The following is a 15,787-nucleotide window of genomic DNA, read 5'->3' on the forward strand; positions in this document are numbered from 1 at the left end:
ATAGTCCACCGGTCGCACCGGGGAAGAAGGCGGCAGCTCATGACCACCAAGGACAAGTACACCGAGGTGCCCGTACCGTACGCGTGGCAGGTTCCTAACGCCGGCGACGCGCGCTTCACATGGGAGTACGACGACGGCAGGGCCCGCCTGCTGTCCCTGTACCAGAAGGGCAAGGACAAGCAGTGGGACGCTCAGTCGCGTATCGACTGGACCCAAGACGTCGACCCGTTGAACCCGGTTGGGCTACCCGACGATTTCCACCCACTGTTCGGCAGCCCGATGTGGGACGCCGCGGACGACGCACGCCGCGCCGAGATGCGCCAGCATTTCCAAGCCTGGCAGCTCTCACAGTTCCTGCACGGGGAGCAGGGCGCGATGGTGTGCGCGGCCAAGATCGTCGACGTCGTCCCGGACCTGGACGCGAAGTTCTACGCGGCGACGCAGACCATGGACGAGGCTCGGCACGTCGAGGCATTCTCGAGGTTCCTGCAGGAGAAGGTCGACATGGTCTATCCGATCAACAAGCACCTGACCGCACTGCTTGACGACACCCTGCGTGACTCCCGTTGGGACATGCCCTATCTGGGCATGCAGGTACTCATCGAAGGACTCGCTCTGGCCGCCTTCGGAGTGTTGCGGGACATGTCAGCGCCGGGTTCGCTGGCCAAGCAGGTGCTGGCCTACGTCATGCAGGATGAGGCCAGGCACGTCGCTTTCGGCCGAATCTCGCTGAAGGACTACTACTCACAGCTGACTGAGTCCGAGCGGGACGACCGTGAAGAGTTCGTGGTGGATGCCTGCTACCTGATGCGGGACCGATTCCGCGGCGAGGAAGTCTTCGAGACCCTCGGTATGGACGTCGAGGCGTGCGCCGCATGGGTCGACGCATCCCCGTTGATGATCCAGTTCCGTTCACATCTGTTCAGCCGTATTGTGCCGATCGTCAAAGACATCGGGTTGTGGGGCACCAAGGTGCAGAAGGCCTTCCGGGACATGGGGGTGCTCGACATGGCCGCCTTCGACATCGAGGCGTTGATGAGGGCCGACGAGGATCAGGCCGAGGCCCTGGATAAGGCGCAGGCCGAGATGGCCGACCGGGCGGCCGAGGTCAATGAGGTGATCGCAGCGGGCGCCAGTTGATCAAGCGTGGGAGACGGCCGTTTATAACCGTTCAGAACGGGTATTGATTCTCCGCGCGGTCGAGTAAGACGGCGTGTTGAGGGCGCTGTAAAGGAGATCACCATGGACCCAGTGGCGGCAACCGAGTTCCTGGCCCGCTCTACAACATTGACCAGTGTCGGATGGATCGGCTACATCATTATCGGTGCTATTGCCGGCTGGATCGCGGGCATCGTCATGAAGTCGAAGTATGGCCTGCTCACCGACATTGTCGTGGGTGTTGTCGGCGCTCTGATCGGCGGTTTTCTGCTCAGCTTCGTCGTCGACACGGCGAGCGGAGGTTGGTGGTTCACATTGTTCACTGCAATCCTGGGCGCAATCACCCTGCTGTGGCTGCTGCGCCTGTTCGGCCGCGAGGCGTAAGGGGCGAGAAAAAATGATGAAATACGTTGCGGTTGCGGCCATGGCCGTGGGTGTGCTGTTGTCCAGTGGGTGCTCGGCGTCGAAGGTGATGAATACCGGCGGCGACACCCGGTGCAAGGACTTCATCGAGCAGGATGAGAAGAAGCAGGACGACGAAATCAGCAAGATGCTCAAAGACAAGAGCGGCGCGGACCCCTCCAATTTGGAGATTTCGGCGACCCGGTTGTCGGTTTCGACGTACTGCAAGACGGTGGGAACTCCCGACAGCAAGATTTCCGAGGCCCCGCACGGCTGACCACGGTGTGATACCCGGAATTCCGGCCCGGCGCACTGCGATTTGTGCCGGGCCGGAACGGTCGCCGGAATGACCCAGAACCGGGTGGGGTGTTAGAAGAAGTTGCTGAAAAGCAGGTTCAACGAGTCGAACACGGCCTGGAACGGATCGCTGTTGGCGACCCCGTGCTCGAGCAGCGCGCTGAGCCAGGCGTCGAAGGCGTTGATCTCGCTGTTGTCGATCTCGATGTAGGTCAGCATGCCGTCGACGGTGGTGGTCGCGTCGGCGATCTGGTCGGGGGTCAGGCCCAGGTACTCCACGTGGGGGCCGAAGATCCCCAGCAGCGCACCCCACAGGCCGTAGTTGTCATACGCGTCGGCGAAATTGGAGACCGGGTCGTCGGGCAGACCGTAGATGGTCGCCGAGTACAGGTCGTTGGGTGTCAGGTTGCCCAGCACCTCGGTCATGCCGAGCAGCTTGAGCAGGTAGTCCGAGAGATCCTTGCCCAGCGTCGCGTACATGGCGGCTTCCAGGTACTGCCAGACGCCGTCTGGGGCCGACGGGTCGCCGATGAACACGAAGTGCAGCGAATCGGCGGGTATGCCCGCTTCGGCGAGTCGGGACATGGCGATCGACGCTGCGGTGGCGCTCTGGGAGTAGGCGAAGATCGTCAGCGGGTTATCGGCGTCGAACGCGCCCGGGTTGGCGTCGAACTGGTTCTGGACGGCGAGCGTGATCAGCGACGCACCGGTGAGGCTGCTCGGGCCCTGCTGAAACAACTCAGGTGTGGTGAGTACCTGCAACGGGGCGCTGCACGGGTCGGTGCCGTCCATGTAGCAGACCGTCGAGTCGGTTGAGCCGCCGTTGAATCCCAGCGGGTTCAGATACAGGTTCTCGGCGGATCGCGCGTATTCCGGTGAGGGCGTCGGCTGGCCGGTGCCGCCGAGGATGAGCGCGGTCTGGCTGCCCGCCAGCGGGCCGTCGACGGCCAGCAGCGCCGCCTCGAGCAGCAGCGAACCGACGGGCTGACTGAGCACCGCGCCGGATGCAGCGACGATCATGCCGGCGGCGGCGAACTGGGCAACTGCTGCTTTGTAGCTGCCCCGTCGGCGGGCGGCCCGCGCTACCGGAACCGTCGCATGTCTGCTGTGCATCACATGTGATTATCACATTCTCGTCTTTGAGTCTATGGTTCTCGCAACCGTTGAGTTCCGCGCTTTCCGGCGTCGCGAGGGAGGATTCATGGATCGACAGACCTATGACCGGGGCCGCGAGATCCGCGCGGCCGTGCTCGGCGAAGCGTATGTGGCCCAGGCCGCCGCCGGTGACGACTTCGCCGCGCCGTTTCAGGATCTGGTCACCGAATACTGTTGGGGCGCAGTGTGGGGACGCGACGGCCTGTCGCGCAGGACTCGCAGCATGCTCAACCTCGCGATGATCGCCGTGCTCAACCGGCCCAACGAACTGCGCACCCACGTCAAGGGGGCCCTGACCAACGGCGTCACCCGCGAGGAGATCCGGGAGCTCTTCATGCAGGTGGCGATCTACGCCGGCGTCCCCGCCGCCGTCGACAGCTTCCGGATCGCCCGCGAGGCGTTCGCCGAGTACGGGGGCAGCCGATGATCGGCTTCATCGGCTTGGGCAACATGGGGTTGCCCATGGCAGGCCGGTTGGCGGCAGCCGGTCGCGAACTGGTGGTCTACGACACCCGCGGCGAAGTGATCAACCGCGCGTCGAAGTTCGGCGCACACGCTGCCTCCTCGCCGCAGCAGGTGGCCGACCGGGCGGAGATCGTGCTGGCCAGCCTGCCGTCGTTGCAGGCGTCTTCGGCGGTCGTCGAGGCGGTGGCCGGCGGCGCGAACACCAAGCTGTTCATCGACTTGTCAACCGTGGGAAGCGCTGTGGCGCAGCGTAATCACACCACGTTGCAGGCCCGCGGCGTCGCGGCACTGGATGCCCCGGTCAGCGGCGGCGTGGGCGGGGCGTCGCAGGGCAGCCTGGCCATCATGGTCTCCGGGCCGCGCGCCGCGTTCGACGCCGCCGAGGCGCTGTTGGACGAGCTCGGCCGCCCGGTGTTCGTCAGTGAGAAGCCCGGCGCCGCCCAGACGATGAAACTGGTCAACAATCTGATGGCGGCCACCACGCTGGCCGCCACCGCCGAGGTCATGGTGATGGGCGTCAAGGCCGGTCTCGACCCGCAGGTGATGATCGACGTGCTCAATGCCGGCTCGGGCGGAACCCATGCCAGCCGCGATAAGTTCCCGAAAGCGGTGCTGCCCAGGACGTTCGACTACGGCTTCGCGACCGGACTGATGGTCAAGGACGTCCGGCTGTACCTGGACGAGGCCGGTGCCCTGGGCCTGCCGAGCCAACTCGCCGACGCGGTGGCCGCGCTGTGGGAGTCGACGTTGCGTGACCAGGGCCCCGAATCCGACTTCACGTCGATCGTCAAGGTGCTGGAGAGTGCCGCCGGAGTGACGGTGGGCGCCTCAGAAGAAGTCGTTGAACAGTAATTGCAGTGATTCCCAGAGGCTTTCGAACAGGCCGCTATTGGCGGCCCCGCCGCTGAACACCGCGTCGAGCCAGGCGGTGAGGCCGTTGATGTCGGTGTCATCGATGTTGACGTAGGTCAGGGCGCCGTCGACCACCGTGGTGGCGTCGGCGACCTGCTCCGGCGTCAGCCCGAAGTACTCCACGTGCGGCCCTAATATGCTCAGCAGCGCGCCCCACAGGCCCTCGGAGGCGTAGACGTCCAGGAAGTTGGGGATCGGATCGTCGGGCAGGCTGTAAATGGTTGCCGCATACAGGTCATTCGGCGTCAAATTGCCCAGGACATCGGTCGTCCCGGCAAGATTCAGCAGATAGCTCGTCAGGCTCGGGCCGAGTATCGCGGCCATGGCTGCTTCCAGGTGCTGCCAGATGCCGTCCGGGGTGGAGGGGTTGCCGATGAACACGAAGTGCAGCGAATCGAGCGGGATGCCCGCTTCGGCGAGTCGGGTCATGGCGATCGACTCGGCGGTGGCGCTTTGGGAGTAGCCGAAGATCGTCAGCGGGTGTTCGGCATCGAATGCGCCGGGGTTGGCGTCGAATTGGTTCTGCACGGCGAGCACGATCGCCGACGCGGCTGTGAGGCTGCTCGGTCCCTGCTGGATCAGTTGCGGTGTCGTGAGCACCTGCAGTGGGGCGCTGCACGGGTCGGTGCCGTCCATGTAGCAGACCGTCGAGTCGGTTGAGCCGTCGTTGAACCCCAGCGGATTCAGGTACAGGTTCTCGACGGTCCGCGCGTATTCGGGCGACGGCGTCGGTTGGGTGGTTCCCCCGAGGATGAGCGCCGTTAGGCTGCCCGCCAGCGGGCCGTCGGCGGCCAGCAGCGTCGCCGCGGCGTGGACCGGCGAACCGATCCCCACCCCGGCCGTGGCCGCCATCATGGCGACTACGCCGGCCTGCGCAACCGTACTTTTGATCCCGCCCCGTTTTTTCACCGCTTTTGCTTATCACACGCTGATATTGCGTTCGGGGGTCTTGCGATCGCTGACGGCCGCAAAGGTTCAGAGCGTGTCGGGGCACAGATTGTGCTGCGCGGCGTTGATCAGCATGCGGCCCTTCTCGACGTCATTCGGGCTCACCTGGGCCAGCGTCTGTTCGGGCTTCTCGCCCAGATGCAGCCGGTTACATGCCATCCACCCGTTCGCCACGACCACACCGTCGGGCAGCTGGGCGTCGCCGACCGTCAAACCGGGGAAGCCGTCGGCCCGCAGTTCATTGAGGAATCCTTCCTCGTCGGCGTTGGCCACCGGCGCGCCGAGGAGGCCGAGGGCGCACGCCGCCGCGAGGGTCCCGAACAGAAGCTGATTACGCATGTGATTCCCCTCGCCGTCGACGGCCTGCGCCGTGGCGAAGCGTAACGGTGTTGCGGTCGGCGAAACCGGATAACGGCGCGATTTCAGCCCAGTGGGGTCACCGTCCCGCCGGGCTGCAGACCGCCGGGACGGTACGGCCCGGTCCGCAGCGAGGGGCACGGGGCGAACGCACCGACCACCTGGCCGGTGTCGGGGCAGTAGTAGACCGTACTCAGATCTCCACAGAGTCGCGGGTCAAAGCACAGGTCCGGCTTCGGCTCGGCCGTGGCGACCGGGCTGATGCCCAAGCCCAGAGCTGTCAGTCCGGCGAGGATGGACCCGATCACGGGTGCGGGTTGCATATCCGCAACTCAACACCAAAGGTCCGACAATCACCCCGAGTTGCGAACAGCCCCCGAACCAGGCGGGGGCTGCTCGAAAACCTCGCGGCCCGGCGCTGCAGGCCGGCCGGGGGGCTTCAGGACTCAGCCGCTGGGCCGCAGGCAGCGCAGCGCGGCGTGCCGCTCGGATTCCGACATCCCGCCCCAGATCCCGTAGGGCTCGCCCACGGCAAGTGCGTGCGCCCGGCACTGCTCCAGCACCGGGCAGCTGCGGCACCACCGTTTGGCGTTCTGCTCCCGCTGAGCCCGGGCGCGGCCGCGCTCCCCGTCGGGCGGGAAGAACACCGACGAGTCAACGCCCCGGCACGCTCCTCGGAGTTGCCAATCCCATACGTCCGCATTGCGGCCGGGCAGCTGCTCAACCTGTGGCATGGGAACCCCTCTCAAAACCTGGTCGACCGGATCGGTTGCGGCCGTTGAGGTGTCTGGTGGTGCGCGTAAAACAGCGCCGGCGATATCCGGCGCTGACGGGACCGTAACCAAAGCGTCTGAAGTTAGACCTACGGAACCGTTAAGAAAGGCTGGCCTAAGGCGATGGACATTCCCTGAGGGCGGATGTTCTTCCGGGGCGGACGACGCGACGCTGATCCGGCCGCGTAACGTCGCGCAGCGATGATCGAGGACCCAGACGCGGTGCTGGCCGCCGCCGCGTTCGGCGATGCGCCCGGGCGCTGGCCGTTGCCGGCCGCGATCACCCCCCGGCAGCGGTGGTTGCGTGCGGTCGCCGCCGGCGGTCAGGGGCGTTACGCCAGCGCCGGCACCGATCTGGCGGCGCTGCTGCGCGAGGCGCCGGCCGGACCGCTGGCATCGCTGGCGCACAGCACGCAGGCATCGTTCCTGCGCCAACTCGGTGGGCACCAGCAGGCCCGCGGCCTCGACGGCCGAGCGCTGGCGCTGGCCTTCAATGACGGCGGAGTCGACCCGGAGGCCACCGCGGATGCGCTGGTCGGGCTGGCCGCCGACGCCCTGGGCGTCGGGCGCTTCGCGGCCTCGGCGGCACTGCTGGAACGGGCGGTAGGGCTGCCGCAACCGAAGGCGCCGGCGCGCCTGGCGGTGCGCCGGAACTGGGTGACGGCCGAATTGGCCATGGTCACCGGCGACGGCGCCACCGCGGTGCGGCACGCCGAGCACACCCTGGAGCTGACTCCCGAGACGATGGCGCGCCATCGGGTGAAAAGCCGGGTGGTGCTGGCCGGGGCGCTGTGTTGCGCCGGCAGCGTCGACAAAGCGTGCGCCGTGGCCACCACGGCGCTACAAGACGCCGACCGGCTGGGTCTGGTCCCGCTGCGATGGGCACTGGCCTGCATGTTGATCGACCTGGTCGATGTAGCCGGCGCGCGGTGGACGGTCGAGGAATTGCTGAAGCTGCGTGACGACGCCGCCGAGCTGGTGCGTCGCCGCGGCGGTAGGTGGCAGCGCGGCTGATCCGGCGGCTCAGCGGTAGCCGTCGGCCTCCGAGGTCGCGCCGTTGAGCGACGCATCGGCATAGCCGCGGCAGTAATCCCAGGTCACGTAGCTGTCGGGTTCGGGGTCGTAAGCCGGTTCGTGCGGGCGGACGGTGCCGTCGATGAGCAGCTGCAGCAGGTTGGCGCGCAGCATGTCCCAGTCGTGATAGTGGTCCTGCTGACAGTCGTCGCAGCACACCACCAGGCCGCGGATGCCCCGGTGCGCCAACAGTGCTTCGTAGACCGCCAGATCGGCGAGGTCGGCTTCGACCGCGGTCCGCTCCTGCGGATCCAGCGGTTGCCCCGGTTCGACGGCGTCCAGCGCGGCAGACGGGTCGTAGGGATCGTCGGCGAACGGGTCAGGCGGTAAACCGGGTGGCAGGTGGTCACGCACGCCCATCAGGGTACGCAGAGGTCACGACAGAATGCCAGCGGCCGGTGCCCGGAGCCGTTCAGCGGCCCGCATGACCGGCAAGGGTGGTGGGGAACGAACGCCGTCGCGCGCCGCGATTAGGATGGACGTCTCACCCCGGCTGCGTAGTGGAGGCTCCCGATGTCCGTTGGTGACCCCAGTGCCCCGACGATTCCCTATGCCCCCGGTGCACCCGGTGCCGCCGGCACGTTCGACGATGCGATACCCACCGGCGGCGCCGCCGATGGGCATCCGCCCAAGATCGCCATGCTGGGGCTGACCTTCGACGATGTGCTGCTGCTTCCGGCGGCCTCTGACGTGGTGCCGGCCACCGCCGACACCTCCAGTCGGCTGACCCGCAACATCGCGCTCAAGGTGCCGCTGGTCAGCTCCGCCATGGACACCGTCACCGAGGCCCGGATGGCGATCGCGATGGCCCGCGCCGGTGGCATGGGCGTGCTGCACCGCAACCTGCCGGTCACCGAGCAGGCCGGCCAGGTCGAGACCGTGAAGCGCTCGGAGGCCGGGATGGTCACCGACCCGGTCACCTGCACACCGGAGAACACCCTGGCCGAGGTGGACGCGCTGTGCGCGCGGTTCCGGATCTCCGGGCTGCCGGTAGTGGACTCCCTGGGCCAACTTGTTGGAATCATCACCAACCGGGACATGCGCTTCGAGGTCGACCAGAACAAGCCGGTCGCCGAGGTGATGACCAAGACGCCGCTGATCACCGCGCAGGAGGGCGTCTCCGCCGACGCCGCGCTGGGCTTGCTGCGCCGCCACAAGATCGAGAAGCTGCCGATCGTCGACGGCCACGGCAAGCTGACCGGGCTGATCACCGTCAAGGACTTCGTCAAGACCGAGCAGCACCCGCTGGCCACCAAGGACAGCGACGGCCGGCTGCTCGTCGGGGCCGCAGTCGGCGTCGGCGCCGACGCGTGGGTGCGGGCGATGACGCTGGCCGACGCCGGGGTGGACGTGCTGATCGTCGACACCGCGCACGCCCACAATCGGGGTGTGCTGGACATGGTCGGCAAGCTCAAGGCCGAGGTGGGGGAGCGCGTCGATGTGGTCGGCGGCAACGTGGCCACCCGCAGCGGGGCGGCCGCGCTGGTCGAGGCCGGTGCCGACGCGGTCAAGGTCGGGGTGGGGCCCGGCTCCATCTGCACCACCCGGGTCGTCGCCGGGGTGGGCGCCCCGCAGATCACCGCCATCATGGAGGCCGTGGCGGTCTGTGCGCCGGCGGGGGTGCCGGTGATCGCCGACGGCGGGCTGCAGTACTCCGGTGACATCGCCAAGGCGCTGGCCGCCGGGGCGTCGACGGCCATGCTCGGCTCGCTGCTGGCCGGCACCGCCGAGTCGCCGGGTGAACTGATCTTCGTCAACGGCAAGCAGTTCAAGAGCTACCGCGGCATGGGATCGCTGGGCGCCATGCAAGGCCGCGGTGGCGCCAAGTCCTACTCCAAGGACCGTTACTTCCAAGACGACGCGCTCTCCGAGGACAAGCTGGTGCCCGAGGGCATCGAGGGCCGGGTGCCGTTCCGCGGCCCGCTGACCACCGTCATTCATCAGCTGACCGGCGGGCTGCGGGCGGCGATGGGCTACACCGGTTCGGCCACCATCGAGGCGCTGCAGCAGGCACAGTTCGTACGGATCACCGCCGCGGGTCTGAAGGAAAGCCACCCGCACGACATCACCATGACCGTCGAAGCGCCGAACTACTACGTCCGCTGAGCAGGCGTTCGTCCCGGCGCATCCGCGCAGCGAAACAGAAACGAGGCTGACCCGTCATGCGTGACATGGTTGAGATCGGCATGGGCCGCACCGCCCGGCGCACCTATGAGCTCGACGACATCAACATCGTGCCGTCTCGGCGCACCCGCTCCTCCAAGGACGTCTCCACGGCCTGGCAGCTGGACGCCTACCGGTTCGAGATCCCGGTGTTGGCACACCCCACCGACTCGCTGGTCTCCCCGGAGTTCGCGATCGAACTCGGCCGGCTCGGTGGGCTCGGGGTGCTCAACGGCGAAGGGCTGATCGGCCGGCACGCCGACGTCGCGGACAAGATCGCCCAGGTCGTGGCCGCTGCGGACAAGGAACCGGAGCCGGAGGCGTCGATCCGGCTGCTGCAGCAGCTGCACGCCGCGCCGTTGGACCCCGATTTGCTGGGCGCCGCGGTGGCGCGCATCCGCGAGGCCGGTGTGACCACCGCGGTGCGAGTCAGCCCGCAGAACGCCGCAGCACTCACGCCGGCCCTGGTGACGGCCGGCATCGACCTGCTGGTCATCCAGGGCACCATCATCTCCGCCGAACGCGTCGCCAACGATGGCGAACCGCTGAACCTCAAGACGTTCATCTCCGAGCTCGACATCCCGGTGGTGGCCGGCGGGGTGATCGACCACCGCACCGCGCTGCACCTGATGCGCACCGGGGCGGCCGGGGTGATCGTCGGCTACGGCTCCACCGCCGGGGTGACCACCTCCGATGAGGTGCTGGGCATCTCGGTGCCGATGGCCACCGCGATCGCCGACGCCGCCGCGGCCCGCCGCGAATACCTGGACGAGACCGGCGGGCGTTACGTGCATGTGCTGGCCGACGGCGACATCCACACCTCCGGGGACCTGGCCAAGGCGATCGCCTGCGGCGCCGACGCGGTGGTGCTGGGCACGCCGCTGGCCGCCGCCGCCGAGGCGCAGGGTGAGGGCTGGTACTGGCCGTCGGCGGCGGCGCACCCGTCGCTGCCGCGTGGCGCGCTGATGCAGGTCGCCTACGGTGAGCGCCCGGGCCTGGCACAGGTGCTCGACGGGCCCTCGGACGATCCGTTCGGCTCATTGAACCTGGTCGGCGGGCTGCGCCGGTCGATGGCCAAGGCCGGCTACTGCGACCTCAAGGAATTCCAGAAGGTCGGGCTGACCGTCGGGAGCTGACCCCGGTAAGGGTCGCCTATCCGCCGCGGTTACCGGCGAGTAGGGCCATACTGTGAGGCATGCAGCCGGATAGCCAACCTGACTATGACGTCCTCATCATCGGCTCGGGGTTCGGTGGCAGCGTCAGCGCGCTGCGACTGACCGAGAAGGGCTACCGCGTCGGTGTTTTGGAGGCGGGCCGCCGCTACGCCGACCCGGACTTCGCCAAGAACTCCTGGCACCTGCGGGATTTCCTGTGGGCGCCGAAACTGGGGTGCTACGGCATCCAGCGGATCCACCTGCTCAACAACGTCATGGTGCTGGCCGGCGCGGGGGTGGGCGGCGGATCGCTGAACTACGCCAACACCCTCTACGTCCCGCCGGAGCCGTTCTTCGCCGACAAGCAGTGGGCGCACATCACCGATTGGCGCGCCGAGCTGATGCCGCACTACGACCAGGCCCAGCGGATGCTCGGGGTGGTCAAGAACCCGACGTTCACCGACGCCGACCGCATCGTCAAGCAGGTTGCCGACGACATGGGAGTCGGTGACACGTTCGTGGCCACTCCGGTCGGGGTGTTCTTCGGTGAGGACGGCGAGAAGACCCCGGGCAAGACGGTGCCCGACCCGTACTTCGGCGGCGCCGGGCCGCAGCGCACCGGTTGCCTGGAGTGCGGCGAGTGCATGACGGGCTGCCGGTGGGGCGCCAAGAACACCCTGGTGAAGAACTACCTGTACCTGGCGGAATCGGCTGGCGCGCAAGTGCATCCGATGACGACCGTGACCGCCTTCGAGCAGGGCGGTGACGGGCTGTGGCAGGTGCGGACGGTGCGCACCGGCCTGCGTGTGCGCCGGCAACGCAAGATCTTCACCGCCCGGTATCTGATCCTGGCCGCGGGCACCTACAACACCCAGAAGCTGCTGTTCAAGATGCGGGACCGGGGGAAGCTGCCCCGACTGTCCGACAAGCTGGGCGTGCTGACCCGCACCAACTCCGAATCGATCGTCGGCGCGGCGACCCTCGACGTCAACCCGGACCTGGACCTGACCCACGGTGTGGCGATCACCTCCTCGATCCATCCCACCGCCGACACCCACGTCGAACCGGTCCGCTACGGCAAGGGCTCCAACGCGATGGGTCTGCTGCAGACCCTGATGACCGACGGCGCCGGCCCGCAAGGCACCGATGTTCCGCGCTGGCGCCAGCTGCTGGATCAGGCCCGCGAAGACCCCGCGCACATCCTGCGGCTGCTCAACCCCAAGCAGTGGAGCGAGCGCACCGTGATCGCGCTGGTCATGCAGCACCTGGACAACTCGATCACCACGTTCACCAAACGCGGCAGGCTGGGCATCCGCCGCTACACCAGCAAGCAGGGCCACGGTGAACCGAACCCGAGCTGGATCCCGGTCGGTAACGAGGTCACCCGCCGCATCGCCGCCAAGATCGACGGCGTGGCCGGCGGCACCTGGGGGGAACTGTTCAACATCCCGCTCACCGCGCACTTCCTGGGCGGCGCGGCGATCGGAGACAGCCCCGAGCACGGCGTCATCGACCCCTACCAGCGGGTGTACGGCTACCCGACGCTGGCGGTGGCCGACGGTGCGGCGGTCTCGGCCAACCTCGGCGTCAACCCGTCGCTGTCGATCACCGCGCAGGCCGAGCGGGCCGCGTCGCTGTGGCCGAACAAGGGTGAAGCCGACCAGCGGCCGGCCCAGGGCGAGCCCTACCGGCGGCTGGAGCCGATCGCGCCGAAGAACCCGGCGGTGCCCGATCAGGCCGTCGGCGCGCTGCGGTGGTCGGCGGGGACGCGCTGAGACCTCAGCTGTACACCTACCGCGCGAACTGGCGCCGGTGGGCGGGCGCGCGGCCGGGCGGCTGAATCGGTGGCGGCAGCAGCGGCTCGCGCGGGCATGCCGGCACCGTGGTGGGCGCCTGGGTGCTCAGTTCGAGTTCCTTGCCAGCATGGTGGATCGTCAGCCGGCCGTCCGGGCCGTCGCGCAGGGTGTAGCTGACCTCGTCGTCGGTGGCGCTGACCGTCACACGGAATCCCTTCCAGCGCAACCGGAATCGCAGGCGTGAGATCCCCTCCGGCAAAGCCGGGTTCAGTGACAGCACGCCCTGGTCGTCGCGCAGCCCGCCGAAGCCGGCCACCAGCGCCAGCCAGGTCCCCGCCAGTGCCGCCAGGTGCAGTCCCTCGCGGGTGTTGTCGTGCAGATCGCGCAGGTCGACGAACGCCGTCTCGTAGGTGTAGTCGTGGGCCAGCTCCAGGTGCCCCACCTCGGCGCACATCACCGCCTGGGTGCACGCCGACAGTGACGAGTCCCGCACCGTGCGCCGCTCGTAGTAGTCGACGTTGCGGGCCTTCTGCTCGGGGGTGAACGCGTGGCTTCGCCAGTGCATGGCCAGCAGCACGTCGGCCTGCTTGACCACCTGGGCCGGGTACAGCCGCACGTAGGGCTCGTTGAGCAACAGCGGGTAGGTGGTCCGGTTGTCGAAGTCCCACTCCGCGGCGGAGGTGAAGCCTTCGCACTGCGGGTGAACGCCGAGTTCCTCGTCGTAGGGGATGTGCGTCGCGTCGGCGGCATCCCGCCAGCCGGCCATCTCCTCGTTGGTGACCCCCAACTCGTGGGCGGCATCGGGGTGGCGGGCACACGCGTCGGCGGCGGTGCGCAGGTTGTGGGCGGCCATCAGGTTGGTGAACAGGTTGTCGCGGACGATCGCGGTGTACTCGTCGGGGCCGGTCACCCCCGACAGGTGCCACACCCCGTGCCGGTCGTGGTGACCCAGCGACCGCCACAACCGGGCGGTCTCGACCAGCACCTCCAGCCCGCACTCGGCCTCCAGCGAGCCGTCCCCGGTGACGAGCCGGTACTGCTCGAACGCCGCGGCGATGTCGGCGTTGATGTGCCAGGCGGCGGTGCCGGCCGGCCAGTACCCCGAGCATTCCTGGCCGCGGATCGTCCGCCACGGGAACGCCGCCCCGGCCAGCCCGAGTTCGGTGGCCCGGTCGCGGGCCAGGTCGAGCGTCGAGGACCGCCAGCGCAGCGCGTCGGCCGCCGCGTGCGGCGCGGTGTAGGTCAGCACGGGGATGATGAAACTCTCACTGTCCCAGAATGTGTGGCCGTCGTAGCCGGTGCCGGTCAGTCCCTTGCTGGGGATCGCCCGGCGTTCGGCGCGGGCACTGGCCTGCAGGATGTGGAACAGCGCGAAACGGACCGCCTGCTGGCAGTCGGGATCGCCGTCGACCTCGACGTCGGCGCCGTCCCAGAAGTCGTCGAGGTAGGCCCGCTGGGAATCCAGCAGCCCCTGCCAGCCGCTGTAGCGGGCGCCGGTCAGCGCCGCGATCGCCTGGTCGCGCAGCGCGGGCCGGGACCGCTCACTGGACCAGCCGTAGGCCAGGTACTTGATGATCCGCAGTTTCTGTCCCGGGCGCAGCCCGCACACCACGGTGGTCGCGGCCACGTCGGAAATCGCCATGGTGTTGACCTGGACCCGGCCCGGTACCTCGATCTCGTGGTGCATGGCCGCGGCCATCATCAGGTCACTGGCCCGGGTGCGGTGCACCAGCACCGCGCCGCGGTCGGTGTTCTCCCGCTCCACGGCCTCCAGCGGGTTCTCCAGAATCGCCGCGACCCGCGGGTCACCGGAGGTCGGCGGTTGGTCCTCGTTGGCGACCAGCTCGGATTGCACTGTCACACGCGCGAATTCGTCGACCGCCTCGACGACGTATTCGATGGCCGCGACGCTGCGCTGCGACAGCGACACCAGTCGGGTCGAGTGCACCTTGACCTGTTTGCCGGCCGGGGAGCGCCAGTGCACCCGGCGGGTCAGGGTGCCCGCCCGCATGTCCAGGATGCGCTCGTGGTCGACCAGTTCGCCGTAGCGGACGTCGAACGGCTCGTCGTCGACCATCAGCCGCAGGATCTTGCCGTTGGTCACGCTGACGACGGTCTGCCCGGCCTGCGGATAGCCGAACCCGGCTTCGGCGTAGGGCAGCGGCCGCACCTCGTAGAACGAGTTCAGGTAGGTGCCGGGCAGGCCGTACGGCTCGCCCTCGTCGAGGTTGCCGCGCAAGCCGATATGCCCATTGGACAGCGTGAACAGCGCTTCGGTCTGCCCGAGCAGATCCAGGTTGAGCCCGATTTCGCGGATCTGCCACGGTTCGATCGGAAAATAGTCCTCAGGAATCATTCGGCCTGCTCTCCCAACAGTTCCTCCAGATCGGTGACAACGACGTCGGCGCCGTGGCGCAGCAGGTCCTCGGCCTGACCTACCCGATCCACGCCTACCACGAAACCGAACCCGCCGGCTCGGCCGGCCGCCACCCCCGACAGTGCGTCCTCGAACACCGCGGCCGCGCCGGGAGCGACATCGAGCAGCTGCGCCGCGGCCAGGAACGAGTCCGGGGCCGGCTTGCCGGCGATGTGTTCGGTGCGCAATGTCACCCCGTCGACGCGCAGCGCGATGAACTTCTCCAGGCCGGTGATCGCCAGCACTTCGCCGGCGTTGGCGCTGGCCGACACCACCGCGGTGGCCAGCCCTGCCGCGGTGACCGCCGCCAGGTAACGCCGCGACCCTTCGAACACGTCCACCCCGTCGGCCTGCAGCGCCGTGAGGAACGCCGCGTTCTTGCGGTTGCCCAGGCCGTGCACGGTTTCGGCGTCGGGCGGGTCGTCGTCGCCGCCGTCGGGCAGCACGATGTCGCGGCTGGCCAAAAAGGTGCGCACCCCGTCGTCGCGTTTGCGGCCGTCGACGAATCGCCGGTAGTCGTCGATCGGGTCGAACGGCACGAACGGCGCGCCGGTGCGTTCGGCGCGCTGGGCCAGGTAGGCGTCGAACATGGCCTTCCATGCCTTGGTGTGCACGCTGGCGGTGTCGGTGAGCACACCGTCGAGGTCGAACAGGCAGGCGCGCACCGTTTCGGGCAGGCCCAGCACCATGAACTGCTCCCTTCCGGATCGGGCTGTG

Annotated in this window: 17 protein-coding genes; 9 read left to right on the forward strand and 8 right to left on the reverse strand. The window is 68.2% G+C overall.

Annotation, left to right across the window (positions count from 1 at the left end):
* Positions 1-39: 39 nt before the first annotated feature.
* From G6N19_RS14075 to G6N19_RS14085, 3 genes are all read left to right on the forward strand, one after another.
* A complete protein-coding gene (locus tag G6N19_RS14075; RefSeq protein ID WP_083040223.1) occupies positions 40-1,140 on the forward strand; it encodes a ferritin-like domain-containing protein in 1,101 nt (366 codons plus the stop codon).
* 102 nt (positions 1,141-1,242) lie between these two features.
* Entirely contained in the window at positions 1,243-1,542 is a 300-nt protein-coding gene (locus G6N19_RS14080) for a GlsB/YeaQ/YmgE family stress response membrane protein (RefSeq protein ID WP_193465150.1), read from the forward strand.
* A gap of 13 nt (positions 1,543-1,555) precedes the next feature.
* Entirely contained in the window at positions 1,556-1,837 is a 282-nt protein-coding gene (locus tag G6N19_RS14085; protein ID WP_041318595.1) for a hypothetical protein, read from the forward strand.
* Positions 1,838-1,929: 92 nt separating this feature from the next.
* Here G6N19_RS14085 and G6N19_RS14090 read toward each other — a convergent pair whose 3' ends face one another.
* Positions 1,930-2,970 (reverse strand): PE-PPE domain-containing protein, encoded by a 1,041-nt coding sequence (locus G6N19_RS14090; protein WP_232062392.1) that lies wholly within the window; start codon positions 2,968-2,970, stop codon positions 1,930-1,932.
* A gap of 88 nt (positions 2,971-3,058) precedes the next feature.
* Between G6N19_RS14090 and G6N19_RS14095 the strand changes: the two genes are divergently transcribed.
* Positions 3,059-3,439, forward strand: a complete 381-nt coding sequence (locus tag G6N19_RS14095; protein ID WP_013830161.1) for a carboxymuconolactone decarboxylase family protein — start codon at positions 3,059-3,061, stop codon at positions 3,437-3,439.
* A complete protein-coding gene (locus tag G6N19_RS14100) occupies positions 3,436-4,329 on the forward strand; it encodes an NAD(P)-dependent oxidoreductase (RefSeq protein ID WP_193465151.1) in 894 nt (297 codons plus the stop codon). The genes G6N19_RS14095 and G6N19_RS14100 overlap by 4 nt, the downstream gene beginning before the upstream one ends.
* On the opposite strand, the gene G6N19_RS14105 is transcribed toward G6N19_RS14100, so the two are convergent.
* The 4 genes from G6N19_RS14105 to G6N19_RS14120 all read right to left on the reverse strand — a co-directional run bounded on the left by G6N19_RS14105 (position 4,306) and on the right by G6N19_RS14120 (position 6,428).
* The gene (locus tag G6N19_RS14105) at positions 4,306-5,298 is read right to left on the reverse strand and encodes a PE-PPE domain-containing protein (protein ID WP_232062393.1); all 993 of its coding nucleotides are present in this window, start codon (positions 5,296-5,298) and stop codon (positions 4,306-4,308) included. The genes G6N19_RS14100 and G6N19_RS14105 overlap by 24 nt on opposite strands.
* A 66-nt stretch (positions 5,299-5,364) precedes the next feature.
* Entirely contained in the window at positions 5,365-5,676 is a 312-nt protein-coding gene (locus G6N19_RS14110) for a DUF732 domain-containing protein (protein WP_013830158.1), read from the reverse strand.
* 83 nt (positions 5,677-5,759) lie between these two features.
* On the reverse strand, positions 5,760-6,017 hold the full coding sequence (locus G6N19_RS14115; protein WP_232062394.1) for a hypothetical protein: 258 nt from the start codon (positions 6,015-6,017) through the stop codon (positions 5,760-5,762).
* A 123-nt stretch (positions 6,018-6,140) separates the two neighbouring features.
* Positions 6,141-6,428: a WhiB family transcriptional regulator gene (locus G6N19_RS14120; RefSeq protein WP_041318590.1), complete on the reverse strand. Its 288-nt coding sequence runs from the start codon at positions 6,426-6,428 to the stop codon at positions 6,141-6,143.
* 240 nt (positions 6,429-6,668) lie between these two features.
* Between G6N19_RS14120 and G6N19_RS14125 the strand changes: the two genes are divergently transcribed.
* On the forward strand, positions 6,669-7,481 hold the full coding sequence (locus G6N19_RS14125; protein WP_193465152.1) for a tetratricopeptide repeat protein: 813 nt from the start codon (positions 6,669-6,671) through the stop codon (positions 7,479-7,481).
* A gap of 9 nt (positions 7,482-7,490) precedes the next feature.
* On the opposite strand, the gene G6N19_RS14130 is transcribed toward G6N19_RS14125, so the two are convergent.
* Positions 7,491-7,895 (reverse strand): DUF5319 domain-containing protein, encoded by a 405-nt coding sequence (locus tag G6N19_RS14130; RefSeq protein WP_041320144.1) that lies wholly within the window; start codon positions 7,893-7,895, stop codon positions 7,491-7,493.
* 285 nt (positions 7,896-8,180) lie between these two features.
* Here G6N19_RS14130 and guaB point away from each other — a divergent pair, with 285 nt between their 5' ends.
* From guaB to G6N19_RS14145, 3 genes are all read left to right on the forward strand, one after another.
* On the forward strand, positions 8,181-9,647 hold the full coding sequence (gene guaB / locus G6N19_RS14135; protein WP_013830152.1) for an IMP dehydrogenase: 1,467 nt from the start codon (positions 8,181-8,183) through the stop codon (positions 9,645-9,647).
* 65 nt (positions 9,648-9,712) lie between these two features.
* The gene (locus tag G6N19_RS14140) at positions 9,713-10,840 is read left to right on the forward strand and encodes a GuaB3 family IMP dehydrogenase-related protein (protein ID WP_193374478.1); all 1,128 of its coding nucleotides are present in this window, start codon (positions 9,713-9,715) and stop codon (positions 10,838-10,840) included.
* A gap of 59 nt (positions 10,841-10,899) precedes the next feature.
* Positions 10,900-12,633: a GMC oxidoreductase gene (locus G6N19_RS14145; RefSeq protein WP_193465153.1), complete on the forward strand. Its 1,734-nt coding sequence runs from the start codon at positions 10,900-10,902 to the stop codon at positions 12,631-12,633.
* A gap of 16 nt (positions 12,634-12,649) precedes the next feature.
* On the opposite strand, the gene G6N19_RS14150 is transcribed toward G6N19_RS14145, so the two are convergent.
* Entirely contained in the window at positions 12,650-15,010 is a 2,361-nt protein-coding gene (locus tag G6N19_RS14150) for a glycoside hydrolase family 65 protein (protein WP_013830149.1), read from the reverse strand.
* A complete protein-coding gene (locus G6N19_RS14155) occupies positions 15,007-15,756 on the reverse strand; it encodes a beta-phosphoglucomutase family hydrolase (RefSeq protein WP_041320142.1) in 750 nt (249 codons plus the stop codon). The genes G6N19_RS14150 and G6N19_RS14155 overlap by 4 nt, the downstream gene beginning before the upstream one ends.
* Positions 15,757-15,787: the final 31 nt, after the last annotated feature.

The organism is Mycobacterium novum (assembly GCF_010726505.1).
Classification (GTDB): domain Bacteria; phylum Actinomycetota; class Actinomycetes; order Mycobacteriales; family Mycobacteriaceae; genus Mycobacterium; species Mycobacterium algericum.

Excerpts from the sequence above, each read along its gene's own strand:
- G6N19_RS14115 (WP_232062394.1), bottom strand. The coding sequence starts at position 6,017 with ATGCAACCCGCACCCGTGATCGGGTCCATCCTCGCCGGACTGACAGCT.
- G6N19_RS14085 (WP_041318595.1), top strand. The coding sequence starts at position 1,556 with ATGATGAAATACGTTGCGGTTGCGGCCATGGCCGTGGGTGTGCTGTTG.
- G6N19_RS14080 (WP_193465150.1), top strand. The coding sequence starts at position 1,243 with ATGGACCCAGTGGCGGCAACCGAGTTCCTGGCCCGCTCTACAACATTG.
- G6N19_RS14140 (WP_193374478.1), top strand. The coding sequence starts at position 9,713 with ATGGTTGAGATCGGCATGGGCCGCACCGCCCGGCGCACCTATGAGCTC.
- G6N19_RS14110 (WP_013830158.1), bottom strand. The coding sequence starts at position 5,676 with ATGCGTAATCAGCTTCTGTTCGGGACCCTCGCGGCGGCGTGCGCCCTC.
- G6N19_RS14150 (WP_013830149.1), bottom strand. The coding sequence starts at position 15,010 with ATGATTCCTGAGGACTATTTTCCGATCGAACCGTGGCAGATCCGCGAA.
- guaB (WP_013830152.1), top strand. The coding sequence starts at position 8,181 with ATGCTGGGGCTGACCTTCGACGATGTGCTGCTGCTTCCGGCGGCCTCT.
- G6N19_RS14125 (WP_193465152.1), top strand. The coding sequence starts at position 6,669 with ATGATCGAGGACCCAGACGCGGTGCTGGCCGCCGCCGCGTTCGGCGAT.
- G6N19_RS14090 (WP_232062392.1), bottom strand. The coding sequence starts at position 2,970 with ATGCACAGCAGACATGCGACGGTTCCGGTAGCGCGGGCCGCCCGCCGA.
- G6N19_RS14145 (WP_193465153.1), top strand. The coding sequence starts at position 10,900 with ATGCAGCCGGATAGCCAACCTGACTATGACGTCCTCATCATCGGCTCG.
- G6N19_RS14075 (WP_083040223.1), top strand. The coding sequence starts at position 40 with ATGACCACCAAGGACAAGTACACCGAGGTGCCCGTACCGTACGCGTGG.
- G6N19_RS14120 (WP_041318590.1), bottom strand. The coding sequence starts at position 6,428 with ATGCCACAGGTTGAGCAGCTGCCCGGCCGCAATGCGGACGTATGGGAT.
- G6N19_RS14095 (WP_013830161.1), top strand. The coding sequence starts at position 3,059 with ATGGATCGACAGACCTATGACCGGGGCCGCGAGATCCGCGCGGCCGTG.
- G6N19_RS14100 (WP_193465151.1), top strand. The coding sequence starts at position 3,436 with ATGATCGGCTTCATCGGCTTGGGCAACATGGGGTTGCCCATGGCAGGC.